General features: G+C 59.5%; 10 protein-coding genes. 4 read left to right on the top strand and 6 right to left on the bottom strand.

Features of this window, described 5'->3' with window-relative positions:
* Positions 1 to 50: 50 nt before the first annotated feature.
* Positions 51 to 1106, bottom strand: coding sequence for a tetratricopeptide repeat protein (locus tag EJA71_RS21470; RefSeq protein ID WP_158959544.1), 1056 nt, complete (start codon positions 1104 to 1106; stop codon positions 51 to 53).
* A 172-nt stretch (positions 1107 to 1278) separates the two neighbouring features.
* Between EJA71_RS21470 and EJA71_RS21465 the strand changes: the two genes are divergently transcribed.
* Genes EJA71_RS21465 through EJA71_RS21455 form a run of 3 tightly spaced genes read left to right on the top strand, consistent with a single transcriptional unit; the run spans position 1279 to position 4574 of the window.
* On the top strand, positions 1279 to 3414 hold the full coding sequence (locus tag EJA71_RS21465) for an FUSC family protein (RefSeq protein ID WP_158959568.1): 2136 nt from the start codon (positions 1279 to 1281) through the stop codon (positions 3412 to 3414).
* On the top strand, positions 3404 to 3604 hold the full coding sequence (locus EJA71_RS21460; protein ID WP_158959543.1) for a DUF1656 domain-containing protein: 201 nt from the start codon (positions 3404 to 3406) through the stop codon (positions 3602 to 3604). The genes EJA71_RS21465 and EJA71_RS21460 overlap by 11 nt, the downstream gene beginning before the upstream one ends.
* 4 nt (positions 3605 to 3608) lie before the next feature.
* The gene (locus EJA71_RS21455; RefSeq protein WP_158959542.1) at positions 3609 to 4574 is read left to right on the top strand and encodes an HlyD family secretion protein; all 966 of its coding nucleotides are present in this window, start codon (positions 3609 to 3611) and stop codon (positions 4572 to 4574) included.
* 210 nt (positions 4575 to 4784) lie between these two features.
* Here EJA71_RS21455 and EJA71_RS21450 read toward each other — a convergent pair whose 3' ends face one another.
* The 5 genes from EJA71_RS21450 to EJA71_RS21430 all read right to left on the bottom strand — a co-directional run bounded on the left by EJA71_RS21450 (position 4785) and on the right by EJA71_RS21430 (position 11745).
* A complete protein-coding gene (locus EJA71_RS21450) occupies positions 4785 to 6206 on the bottom strand; it encodes an efflux transporter outer membrane subunit (protein ID WP_008086475.1) in 1422 nt (473 codons plus the stop codon).
* Positions 6203 to 9382, bottom strand: coding sequence for an efflux RND transporter permease subunit (locus EJA71_RS21445; RefSeq protein WP_158959541.1), 3180 nt, complete (start codon positions 9380 to 9382; stop codon positions 6203 to 6205). Before EJA71_RS21445 ends, EJA71_RS21450 begins: the two co-directional genes overlap by 4 nt.
* A 15-nt stretch (positions 9383 to 9397) precedes the next feature.
* Entirely contained in the window at positions 9398 to 10651 is a 1254-nt protein-coding gene (gene mexE, locus EJA71_RS21440; RefSeq protein WP_158959540.1) for a multidrug efflux RND transporter periplasmic adaptor subunit MexE, read from the bottom strand.
* 267 nt (positions 10652 to 10918) lie between these two features.
* A complete protein-coding gene (locus tag EJA71_RS21435; RefSeq protein ID WP_158959539.1) occupies positions 10919 to 11380 on the bottom strand; it encodes a DUF805 domain-containing protein in 462 nt (153 codons plus the stop codon).
* 17 nt (positions 11381 to 11397) lie between these two features.
* Positions 11398 to 11745 (bottom strand): DUF4190 domain-containing protein, encoded by a 348-nt coding sequence (locus EJA71_RS21430; protein WP_158959538.1) that lies wholly within the window; start codon positions 11743 to 11745, stop codon positions 11398 to 11400.
* A gap of 214 nt (positions 11746 to 11959) precedes the next feature.
* Between EJA71_RS21430 and EJA71_RS21425 the strand changes: the two genes are divergently transcribed.
* Positions 11960 to 13132 carry a sugar transporter gene (locus EJA71_RS21425; RefSeq protein WP_158959537.1) on the top strand — a complete coding sequence of 391 codons (1173 nt, stop codon included), beginning with the start codon at positions 11960 to 11962 and terminating at the stop codon, positions 13130 to 13132.
* Positions 13133 to 13147 lie beyond the last annotated feature (15 nt).

Here is a 13147-nt window from a genome sequence, read left to right as displayed (position 1 = left end):
CCGTGATGGCAGTTCCGATCTTCTGCCGAAATGTGTCTGAATGTTGTTGGTTAGAGGCCCTGTTGCAGGGCCGGATCGTCCGGATTGAGCTGTTCGAGTTGCGCCAGCAATACCTGCACATTCTGCAACTGACCACTTTCTTTCCAGTAGTTGATCAACAGAACCCGCGCTTTGCGGTCAGCGGGGTGGCGCTGAACGATCTCCTGTAATTGCTTCTGCGCGGCCTCCAGCTCCTCGGCGCTGTGCAGCGTGGTAGCGAGGTCGTAGCGATAATCCTTGTTGTCCGGCTCAAGTTCGACGGCTTTGGACAGACCGAGCAGGGCATATTCACGCTGACCGTGATGCAGCAACCACAGTCCGAGCGCGTGTTGCAGGTAAGCGGAATCGGGCTGGGCCTTGAGTTGCTGGGCCAGTAACTGGCGCGCGGCATCGCTTTGACCCTGGCGGTCGAGGACATCGATCTGCATCACCAGCGCCTGCAGATTGCCGGGCTCCAGGCGCAGGGTATTGTCCAAGGCAACCTGAGCTTCTTTCAGTTCGACGTTATGGATATAGAGCCGCGCCAGTTGCGCGTAAGTCGCGGCGCTTTCCGGTTGGCCTTTGAGCACCTGCTCCCACGCATCGATGCCTTGTTGCAAGGGGCCGAAATACAGGCCCAGCTCATCCGGCGAGAGACCGAGGAGGGCATTGATTGCGGCGAAACGTACGGTTTGATCTTCATCATCGAGCAGCGGCCCCAACAACAGGCTGCGCTGACCGCCGGGAACCAGGCCGATGACACTTTTGATCGCGGCGAGGCGCACTTCGGGGGCTTCGTTCTGCAAATCGGCATCGGCCAGCTTCAAGGCTTGCGGGCTCGGATAATTGGACAGTTCGGCGTGCAGCCAGACACGCCGTTTCACCGACAGGTCCGGACGGCCCAGTTGCTGATACAACTGACGCGCCGCGCCAGGCTCACCGGTGCGCGCGGCGGACAGCGCCTCGCTGTAGCCATGCTTGATCGCTTCAGGTACGACCGGGGCAGTGCTGCGAAGGGACAACCAGCCAACGAGGGTGACGATTACCAGCCCCAGGCTGATCAACAAGTAGCGGCGTGACTGAGGCATGCGGTTTTCCGGAAACAGGCGTACTTGAGCAGAGCGGCAAGCTTCGGTCAGCTTGGGACTTGAGTCAAACCCAATGCCAGCGAATCGTCCTACGAGTCGCGTCGACTGTGAAACCCGTCAGGCTTTCGATGCAGTGTCTACGCTTGCAGGAGTCGTCAGAATGAGTGAGTCCATGCAAGCCCTGTTCAATTATTTCAAAGCGGTGATCCATCCCGGTCGGGCGGTTCTGTTGTTTGCCTTACGTACCATCGCGGCGGGGTTGTTGACCCTGTATCTGGCATTTCTGTTCGATCTCGATCAGCCCAAGTGGTCGATCATGGCGGTGGTGATCGTCAGTCAGCCCTTGGCCGGCATGGCGCTGGCCCGCAGTTTCGGCCAAGTGATCGGCACCACCCTTGGCGCCGCAGTGGCGGTGCTGATCATGGCGATCTTCCCGCAGGCGCCGCTGCCGTTCATCACGACACTGGCCTTGTGGCTGGCGCTGTGCACGGCGGGCGGGACCTTGCTGCGCTACACCAGCTCGCAAGCATTTGTGCTCAGTGGTTACACCGCGGTGGTGGTCGCCTTGCTGGCGATTCCGGATCAGGACGGCACGTTTCTGCTGGCCGTCACGCGCGTCACGGAAACCTTGCTGGCTGTGGCGAGCGTTTGCGTGGTGAGCTTGCTGACGGCCCGACCGGAAGCCGTTGCCAAGGGATACTTCGCCAAAGTCGACCAGGTGATCAAGCTGGTCGCCAGTCATGCAGCGGCGGTGATCCGCACTGAAGAAAGCGAGGCCGAATTTCAGCGCAGACAAATGCAGTTGCTCGGTGAAATCAGCGCGCTGGAGGGGCTGCGCCGGCACTTGTATTTCGATGCGCCGCGTCTGCGCAGCGCCAACAACCTCGTGCTGCTGTTGGGCAACCAGTTGATGTTGCTGACCTCACGGTTGACCGCGTTGCGTCATCAGCGGCAATTGCTGACTGAGCGCTGGGAGGGGGACTTGCCACTGGAAGTCCAGCGCCTGCGCGCCGAGGAACTTGCGTTGCTTGACCAATTGGCGGCGCAGGGCCGCTCGCTGCCCGCCGATGTTCGCCAGCGTTTCGTCACCCTGCAACAGCAGTTCGACGACCTCGCCTATGAAGCCGAGCAACTGACCGAGGACATGAGTGCCACCCTGCGTTCGTTGGCATGGGCGCTGCGTTGGGAGCAGGCGCGGCTGCTGCAGCAAATCGAGCAGATCCTGGAGTTGAGCGATGCCATTCAGGAGGGCCGCGAAGCCAGTTGTCTCTATCGCGGCCAGGCCAGCCCGCTGCACCTGGATTTCACCTTGGCGTCGATGAATGCCATCCGCGCCTTTACCGCGTTATTGGTGGCCGGACTGATCTGGATGGAAACCGCTTGGGACGGCGCTCGGGGCGGAATGATTCTGGTGGGCATTCTTTGCTCATTGATGGCGACGTTTCCCCGACCGCTGATGGCGGCGCAGAGTTATGCGCGGGGATTGGGTCTGGCGCTGCTGGTGTCGGCGCTCTATCAATTCATGCTGGTACCGTCGGTCAGCGATTTCGAGCCATTAGCGTTGCTGCTCGCGCCGTTGCTGTATGTCATCGCGGTGGGGTTGGCGAGTCCTGCGACGGCCGGCATTGGCATGGGCTTGGGCCTGTCGAGTTTCCTGATGATCGGCCCGCAGAACGTCGGCACCGGGCAGAACACCGCGATCCAATGGTTCGAGTTTGCCGGGGCTTATGTCAGTGCCGCCATGCTTGCCCTGATTGTCTACGCGTGGATATTCCCGTTTCGCCCGGCGCTGCGTATTCGCCGCTTGTATAACGAAGCGCGCGAGCAGGTGTATGAGCTGACCAAGACGCCAGCGACCGATGCCCAGCAATTCGCTTTCGAAAGCCGCATGGTTGATCGTCTGACCAGCATGCTCGGCTTGCTGCCGGCAGCCAATGACCGAGCGATGCAGCAACTCTACGAAATCAGTCTGGCCTGCGTGGCCGTTGGCGTGGCGATGCATCAACTTCGCCAGCAAGCGCAGAACAACACCTTGCTGACTGAGGCCTACAGTCAGCAATTGTCATCTGCCTTGCGCAAGACCGGGCGATTTGTCGCCGGGCGCGCGGATGTAAGCCTGACTCCATTGCTGGCCACGCTGCACACTTTGGGCGATGAGCTGGATGATTTGCACGTCGCCAGCCACGAGCACGTGTGGTCGGTGTTTCGCATGCGGGTAGCGCTGCTGATTGTCGTGTCATTCCTCGAGCGCCATGGCGAACATCTGCAGTCTGTTGTTCTGGAAGGAGAGCCAAGTCTTGCCCATTGATTTCGAAATCGGCGGTGTCTACCTGCCGCCCATTGCCCAGGCCTTGTTATTGGCCATACCGATATTCATGTTGCTGGATTGGGTTTTGCGGCGCATGGGCGTGCTGCGTCTGGTCTGGCATGAGGCTTTGTTCGAGGGCGCCCTGTATGCGTGCGTCTGTGCCACGCTGATTTTGTTGATGGGAGCCTGAAGCCTTGAAAGTATTGATCGCACGCTTGACGACATTGGCGGTGGTGATTTTGGCCATCGTGCTCGGCTGGTTCGCCTGGGAGCATTACACCCGGGCACCGTGGACCCGGGATGCACGGGTGAGGGCGGATGTAGTGACCCTGTCGGCGGATGTCTCGGGGCGCATCGTCAGTCTCAAAGTGCAGGACAACCAGCATGTCGACAAAGGCCAGTTATTGATGGAGATCGATCCGGCGCGCTATCAACTGGCGGTGGAGCATGCCCGGCGTTCAGTCGAGGTGTCCAAGGCCACTCTTGGGCAGTCGCAAGCGGCGATTGTGGCCAGTGAAGCGTTGCTCAAGCAGCGGCAAAGCGAAGAGCGCCGGCGGCGCACGCTCAAACAGGGTTTTGCGATCTCCGGGGAGGAATGGGAAAAATCCAGCACCGATGTAGCGGTGGCGCAGGCTGATCTGCTGCGCAATCAGGCCAACCTCGGGCTCGCCGAAGCCAATGTGCAACTGGCAATTGCTGCTTTGACCCAGGCAGAGCTGGATCTGCAACGTACTCGCGTCGAGTCGCCGGTCAGCGGCTACGTGACCAATCTACTGACCCGTGAAGGTGATTACGCGGTGAGCGGTGGCGCCCTGTTGGCACTGGTCGACAGCGATTCGTTCTACATCAGCGGCTATTTCGAAGAAACCAAACTGCCACGGATCGAAGAGGGTGATCGGGTGCGCGTCCAGTTGATGAGCGGTGAAACCTTCGGCGGCACCGTGCAGAGCATCGCGTTCGCCATCGCCGACCGTGAAAACGCGCCGGGCAGTCGTCTGCTGGCCAACATCAACCCGAGTTACACCTGGGTCAAACTGGCGCAGCGGGTGCCGGTGCGGATCGATATCGATAGCGACTATGCCGGGAAGAACCGCTTGCGGGCGGGTACGACCGCCACGGTCACCGTGCTGGAAAAGCAAAAACCCCAAGAGCAGCACTGACCCTGCTTCCTGTAGGAGCTGCCGCAGGCTGCGATCTTTTGATTCTGCTTTCAAAAACCAAGATAAAAAGATCGCAGCCTGCGGCAGCTCCTACATAAATTTGGGGGGGGCGAAAATTTGGGAAGGCAAAAAAAGCCCCGCGACCGAATGATACGCGGGGCAAAGAATTTGGTTGGTTGCGGCCAACCAAAGGAGCTCTTTAACAAACTATTACTGGCTGGCGACAGTCTCCGGTTGCCAGCCGCCGCCAAGGGCTTTGTAGATCGCGACAATGCCGCGATACAGATCGACTTCGGCCTGCGCTTGAGTGTCTTCAGCGTTCAGACGTTCACGCTGTGCGTCGAGCAGCACCAGGAAGTCCGTGGTGCCTTCGCGATAGCGAATTTCAGCCAGATCGGCAGCCTTGCGGCTTGATTCACTCTGACGGATCAACGAGATCAGGCGTTGCTGACGTTTGCCGTAGTCGCTGAAAGCGTTTTCCGACTCTTCGAGTGCCAGCAGCACTTGTTGCTCATAGGTGGCCAGTGCGCCCTCGGCTTCGGCATCGGCACCGCGCAAACGGGCGCGTACGCTGCCAAGGTCGAACGCTGCCCAGGTGATGCTCGGGCCCAGTGCCCAGGCGTTGGCCGCCGAGGAACCGATCTGCGAACCGCGTCCCGCCGTCCAGCCAAGGAAGCCGCTGAGGCTGACCCGTGGGAACAGATCGGCTTTCGCCACGCCGATGCGCGCCGTGGCCGAGGCCAGTTGGCGTTCAGCACTGAGGATGTCCGGGCGACGTTGCAGCAGCTCACCGGGATTGCCGATCGGCAAGGCCTTGGCAATCGCCGGCAAGTCTTTTGGACTCAGGTCGACGGTCAGCTTGTCCGGACGTTCACCGAGCAGGGTGGCGATACGGTTTTTCTGCCGAACCTGTTCTGCCTGCAACTGCGGCACGCTGGCTTCGACCGAGGCCAGACGCGCATCGGCACGTTCGACATCGAGTTGATCGCCGACGCCGGCGTCACGCAGGCTGATGGTGATCTTGCGCGACTCCTGCTGGTTGTTCAGGTTGGCCACGGCGATCTTTTCCCGCAGCTGCGCGCCGCGCAATTGACCGTAAGCATCGACCAGTTCGGCAATCATGGTGACTTGCAACTGGTACAGATCGGCTTCGGCAGCCTGCTGATCGGCGTCGCTGGCTTCCAGATTGCGCTGGATACGCCCGAACAGATCGAGCTCCCAAGCCATGTCCAAGCCGAGGTCATAACGTTCGCTATTGACCCGGTTGGTGGTCTGGCCAGGGATTTGCCCCTTGGCCAGATCACTGCTGGCGCGGCTGGTGATGGTCGGCATCGCATCGTTGCTGGCGTCGTCGCGGATAGCGCGGGCGGCTTTCCAGCGGGCGAATGCCACGCGCAGATCACGGTTGCCTTGCAGCGATTGGGTCACCAACTGGTTGAGGGTTGGATCGTCGAACTGCTGCCACCAGATGCCTTCGAATTTCGAACGGTCGAAGTTCTTTTGCCCGGCGGCGCCGTCGGTGGCAGCCGTGATATTGGCCGCCTCCGTGGCTGGGGTCTTGTAGTCGGGGCCGACGGCGCAGGCGCTGAGGGCCAACACCAGCAGACTCGGCAGGAAGACTTTCAGACTCATTGTTGCGCCTCCAGTTTCAGAGCTTTGGCCGCTTTGCGGGCTTCACTGCGTTCAACAAAGTTGCGGATCAGTACGTAGAACACGGGTGTCAGCAACAGACCGAAGAAGGTTACCCCGAGCATCCCGGAGAACACCGCCACACCCATGGCGTGACGCATCTCGGCACCGGCACCGCTGGAGAACACCAGTGGCACCACGCCCATGATGAACGCGAAGGAGGTCATCAGGATCGGACGCAGACGCAGACGGCAGGCTTCCAGTACCGCAGCGAGCGGGCCGAGACCTTCTTCCTGTTTGTCCTTGGCAAACTCGACGATCAGAATCGCGTTTTTACACGCAAGTCCCACCAGTACGATCAAACCGATCTGGGTGAAGATGTTGTTGTCACCGCCCGAGATGATCACGCCGGTAATGGCCGAGAGCAGGGTCATCGGTACGATCAGGATCACCGCCAGTGGCAGGCTCCAGCTTTCGTATTGAGCCGCGAGTACCAGGAACGCCAGCAGTACGCAGAGCGGGAACACGAACAGCGCGGTGTTGCCGGACAGAATCTGCTGATAGGTCAGGTCGGTCCATTCGTAGGTCATGCCGTTTGGAAGTTCTTCCTTGAGCAGTTTCTCGATGGCTTTTTCGGCTTGGCCGGAGCTGTAGCCTGGGGCCGCAGCACCGTTGATTTCAGCGGTGATGAAGCCGTTGTAGTGCATCACGCGATCCGGGCCCGAGGTGTCGCTGACCTTGATGAAGGTCGCCAGCGGGATCATTTCGCCTTTGTTGTTGCGCACCTTCAGTTGACCGATCTGGTCGGATTCGAGGCGGAACTGCTGCTCGGCCTGAACGTTGACCTGATAGGTGCGACCGAAGCGGTTGAAGTCGTTGGCATACAGCGAACCCAGGTAGATCTGCAGGGTGTCGAAGATGTCGCTGACAGCCACGCCGTGGGTCTTGGCTTTTTCGCGGTCGATGGCGGCATCGACCTGTGGCACGTTCACGGTGTAGCTGGTGAACAGGCCTGCCAGTTCCGGCACGTTGTGGCTCTTGTTGATGATGTTCATGGTTTCTTTGTACAGCTCGTCGTAGCCCAGGTTGCCCCGGTCTTCGATTTGCAGGCGGAAACCACCAATGGTGCCCAGACCTTGTACCGGCGGAGGCGGGAAGATCGCCATGTACGCCTCTTGAATGTTGGCGAACTGGCCGTTCAGGGCCCCGGCGATTGCACCGGCGGACATGCTCGGGTCTTTACGCTCGTCGAACGGTTTCAGGGTCACGAAGACGATGCCGGCGTTCGGGCTGTTGGTGAAGCCGTTGATCGACAGGCCCGGGAACGCTACGGCGCTTTCCACGCCAGGCTGTTTCAGCGCCATGTCGGACATGCGTTTGATCACGTCTTCGGTGCGATCCAGGCTCGAGGCGTCCGGCAATTGCGCGAAGGCCACGAGGTATTGCTTGTCCTGGCCGGGTACGAAACCGGTCGGGGTGTTGGAGAAACCGAAGAAGGTCAGCACCATCAGGCCTGCGTACAGCAGAAGGGCGATGCCGCTGCTGCGGATGACCCGGCCCACTGTGCCGACGTAGCCATGGCTGGCGCGCTCGAAGAAGCGGTTGAACGGACGGAACAGCCAGCCGCCGAAGATCTTGTCGAGCACCTTGGAGAAGCGGTCTTTCGGTGCGTCGTGGCTTTTCAGCAACACAGCGGCCAGTGCTGGCGACAGGGTCAGCGAGTTGAACGCCGAGATCACGGTCGAGATGGCGATGGTCAGTGCGAATTGCTTATAGAACTGTCCGGTGAGACCCGAGATGAAGGCCGCTGGAATGAACACCGCACACAGCACCAGGGCCGTCGCGATGATCGGACCGGTTACTTCGCGCATCGCCCGTTTGGTCGCTTCGACCGGGGTCAATCCGAGTTCGATGTTCCGTTCGACGTTTTCCACCACCACGATGGCGTCGTCCACCACGATGCCGATGGCCAATACCAGACCGAACAGCGACAGCGCGTTAAGCGAAAAACCGAACAGGTGCATCACCGCAAACGTACCGATCAACGATACTGGCACCGCCACCAACGGAATGATCGAGGCGCGCCAGGTTTGCAGGAACAGGATCACCACCAGAACCACGAGGATCAGTGCTTCGAAGAGAGTGTGAACCACCGCTTCGATCGAGCCGCGCACGAAGATCGTCGGGTCATAGACGATGCTGTAGTCCATGCCTTGGGGGAAGCTTTTCTTCAACTCGTCCATCTTGCCGCGAACTTCGTTCGAGATATCGATGGCGTTGGAGCCTGGGCGCTGGAAGATCGGAATCGCCACAGCCGGCTGGTTGTTCAGCAACGAACGCAAGGCGTACTGGCTGGAGCCGAGTTCGACGCGGGCGATGTCTTTAAGGCGAGTGATTTCACCGTTGTCGCCGGCGCGAATGATGATGTTCTCGAACTCTTCCTCAGTGACCAGACGCCCCTGTGTGTTAACCGACAGCTGGAAGCTCTGGGCATTCGGGGCAGGGGGCGCACCCAATTGACCGGCAGCGACCTGACGGTTCTGCTCACGAATGGCGGTGACCACATCGGTCGCGGTCAGATTGCGCGAAGCGGTTTTGTTCGGATCGAGCCAGACCCGCAGCGAGTAGTCGCCCATGCCGAACAGTTGCACGTCACCGACACCGTTCAGACGCGCCAGCTCATCCTTGATGTTGAGGATGGCGTAGTTCGACAGGTAGAGCATGTCGTAGCGTTTGTCCGGCGAGGTCAAGTGCACAACCATGGTCAGGTCGGGCGAGGCCTTGTCGACGGTGATACCGATGCGCGTCACTTCCTCGGGAAGTTTTGGCTCGGTACGGGTCACCCGGTTTTGCACCTGCACCTGCGCGTTGTCCAGATCAGTGCCCAGGGCGAAGGTGATGGTCAGGGTGATCTTGCCGTCGGCGGTCGACTGCGAGGACATGTACAGCATGTTCTCGACGCCGGTAATGGCTTGCTCCAGCGGAGCAGCCACGGTTTCACCGATGACTTTAGGGTTGGCACCCGGGAAGTTGGCACGGACCACTACGGTCGGTGGCACGACTTCCGGGTATTCGCTGATCGGCAACTGGAACAGCGAGATCGCGCCGGCGATCAGGATCAACAGCGACAGCACCGCTGCGAAGATCGGCCGTGAAATGAAGAATTGGGAAAAATTCATCGGAGTTGTCGTCCCTTAACCGCGTGGGGTCGTAGCAGCCAGCTTCACAACCGCACCGGAAGCACCCTTGGCTGGGGCGACTTTAGGCAGGTTGCTGGCTTCCAGCGCTTGACGTTGTTGAGCGAGTGCCGCGATGGTTTGTTCGCTGGCCATCGGCACCACTTCAGGGGTGACCGGGGAGCCAGGACGAACCCGTTGCAGACCCTTGACGATGATCGTGTCGTCCTTGTTCAGACCGGTGCGCACAATACGCAGGCCTTCGATTTTCGGGCCGAGTTCGACGGCGCGGTACGCGGTGTTGTTGTCTGCATCCATCACCAGCACGAACTTCTTGCCGAGGTCAGTACCAACGGCTTCGTCGTTGATCAGCATGGCGTTGTAAGTGCCGCTACCAACCAGCTTCAGTCGTGCATACAGGCCCGGGGTGTAGGTGCCGTCGCTGTTGTCGAAAACGGCGCGACCACGGATGGTGCCGGTTTTCGGGTTGACCTGGTTGTCGACGAAGTTCATCTGACCGAGGTGCGGGTTACCGTCTTCATTGGACAGGCCCATATACACCGGGGTGGTGGCGCCGCGCTGACCGTTGCGGGCCAGTTGCGTGTATTTGAGGAACACACGCTCGTCGGCGTCGAAGTAGGCGTAGACGCGGTCGGTGGAAACCACGCTGGTCAATGGCGTGGTGTCGGCGGTCACCAGGTTACCGGCGGTGATCTCGGCACGGCTGACGCGGCCAGTGATCGGCGCGGTTACGCGGGTGAAGCTGAGGTTGAGTTTGGCCAGATCCAGTTGTGCTTGCAGGGCACCGACGGCGGCGCGGGCTTCTTGTGCAGCGCTGGTGCGCGAATCGGCCAGTTCGGCAGAAATCGCGTTGCTGGCTCGCAGACGTTCACCGCGACCGGCTTCGTTTTCACTGCGGGTGGCATTGGCGCGGGATTGGGCGACCAAGGCTTCGAGGCGGCGAACCTCTGCCTGGAATGGACGCGGGTCGATCTGGAACAGCAGGTCGCCTTTTTTGACCAGAGCACCTTCGGTGAAGGCAACATCATCGATCTGGCCGGAGACCCGTGGACGAATTTCAACAGTTTCCGGCGCTTCAAGACGTCCGGTGAATTCGTCCCACTCGTTGACCGGTTGCTCGATCACCTTGGCCACGCTGACTTTTGCAGCAGGCGGGGTGGCGGCAGTCTCCGGAGTCTTGCCGCAGGCGCTCATCACCAGTACGGCCAACAAGGCCAACGGGAAGCGCAAATGTTTGAGTGACTGTTCCATGGATGCATCCGCCAATGTATTGAAGATGGGCGGATGATGCTCGGCGGGGTGTGATGGCACGAATCGAATGAAGCAAAGATAACTATCATTCGGAATGATATAAGACCGATTCGAGCCCTCTAGCATGCACCTTTCGTTAGGGTGCTATCAATATCCCTAATGAAAGTTTCATGATCGGCTGCGTGGCAGGCAACGGTAAAAGTCCGCATGCCAGAAACAAAGAGACGGCCATGAAGGCCGTCTCGATCAGCTAGATGCCGAGGTGTTTCAGTTGATGCCTTTGCGGTTCGCACCGAAGCGGTTCGGGCCCGGCTGGCTATCTTGTGCCAGGAACACGATGTTGACGATCGGTAGCAGCAACCACCAGCCGCTGCGATCCGTGTCGTGCATACGGCGGACACCGACGGCAATGCTCGGTACCAGCAGCGCCAGATTATAAAGAAGTTGCAGAACCCCGCCGGTTTGGAAAAAACCGTCAATGAAGCCCATGACAAACGCGACACCCATGTTGATCAGGAAGAACAACCAGTATTCACGACGCGTAGCACGACCATTGAATACCGCGTAGTTCTTCAATGCCTCAAGGTAAGGATTACCTGTTGTGATGGCAGGACCGCTTGCGTAGGACTGCTGTGCTGCCTGGGGTGCCTGAGGTGCGCCGCACTGAGGGCAGGCCAGCGCCAGCGTACTTATTTCTTTGGCGCAACCGCGGCAGAAAACCATGCTCATAATTTTTTCCCTAAAATTTATTCAATCGATAGACACAGCAAAACCAGCGCGGTAAGGCCAGACAAAATGATGCCGGCGATCGCGAGGTTTCTTCCTGAGTGTTTTTGGTTGATGCAAATGATGCCGCAGGCGAGACCGGCGATGCTGAAAGAGCCAACACCGAGGAGCGTGTCAGCGTCCCATTCGGAATCATCAAACAGCGTGAGTGCGCAGATGATTCCGAGGATCATCGAGACGATGGCCAGCCAGGGTACTTCGGCTTGCGTTTGCGGCACGAAGGCCTGTTGGCTGGCCCCGCACTGGGGGCAGGTGAGCGCCGATTCGTGTAGCTCCTTGGCGCAAGCACGACAATAGACCATTGCCATCGTTTTCCTTAACTGAGTTCGAAAGCCCGACTCTCCATCGGTCGAGGCGGCGACAAAGTAAACTGTATTACCAGATTTGTCATTATCACTTTGCCATCATGGCTGTTATTTGGACGACACAGGCGTGCTGGATCGGCAGAATAGCCATGCAAGACAACCCATAGAGGGCACAGATCGTGTGCCCGCGATCAGCCAAGAGTAAAACGACGTTTAAATGAGTAATTCTACGACTACAACAGACGGCAACTGGTACGCAGTGATTGCCCTGGCCTTGGCCGCATTCGTGTTCAACACCACCGAGTTTGTGCCTGTCGGTTTGCTGAGTGCGATTGGCAGCAGCTTTGACATGTCGACGGCGCAGGTCGGCCTGATGCTGACCATCTATGCGTGGGTGGTGTCTCTGACCTCACTGCCGATCATGTTGCTGACGCGCAACGTCGAGCGGCGACGGCTGTTGATCGTGCTGTTCGGGCTGTTTATCGGCAGTCACATCTTGTCGAGTCTGGCGACCAGCTTCGCTGTGCTGTTGGTGAGCCGGATTGGCGTGGCGTTAGCCCACGCGCTGTTCTGGTCGATCACGGCATCGCTGGCCGTGCGCCTGGCGCCACCGGGCAAGCAGGTTCAGGCCCTGGGATTGCTGGCAACCGGCACTTCACTGGCAATGGTGCTGGGGATTCCCCTCGGCCGTTTGCTGGGCGAGGCGATGGGCTGGCGCACGACCTTCATCGTGATCGCAGTGTTTGCGGCCGCGCTGGTGTTCTGTTTGGCTAAGGTCCTGCCGTTGTTGCCCAGTCAGAACTCCGGCTCCCTTAAAAGCTTGCCCATGTTGTTGAAGCGACCAGCACTGGTGGCGATCTATGTCCTGACCGCCATGGTTGTGACGGCGCAGTTCACCGCCTACAGCTACATCGAGCCGTTCATTCTGAGCGTGGCCAGCATGAGTGGCGACAGCGTGACGCTGATCCTGTTGGTATTCGGTGGTGCCGGTATTTTCGGTTCGCTGCTGTTCAGCTACTTGCACAGCTATAACCCTCAGCGCTTTCTGATTGTTTGCGTGTCGCTGCTCGCCCTATGCCTGGCCGCGTTATTGCCTTTGAGCGGCAACGTCTCGTACCTCGGCGTACTGAGTGTGTTCTGGGGCATGGCGATCATGGGGTTTGGACTGGCGTTGCAATCGAAAGTCCTGGTGCTGGCGCCCGATGCCACCGACGTGGCGATGGCGCTGTTTTCCGGGATCTACAACATCGGCATCGGCGGCGGCGCGCTTATGGGGAGTTGGGTCGGCAGCCAGTTCGGCTTCGCTTATATCGGCATTGTCGGCGGGATGCTGGCGGCGTCGGCGCTGGCGTTTTACTGCCTGTCGATTTATCGCCATAGCCGGCCATAGGCCGGCGTTTGAAAG

Origin of the sequence: Pseudomonas sp. PB106 (genome assembly GCF_009764645.1) — a bacterium.
Lineage (GTDB): Bacteria > Pseudomonadota > Gammaproteobacteria > Pseudomonadales > Pseudomonadaceae > Aquipseudomonas.
This window is presented reverse-complemented; position numbering and strand designations above follow the sequence as displayed.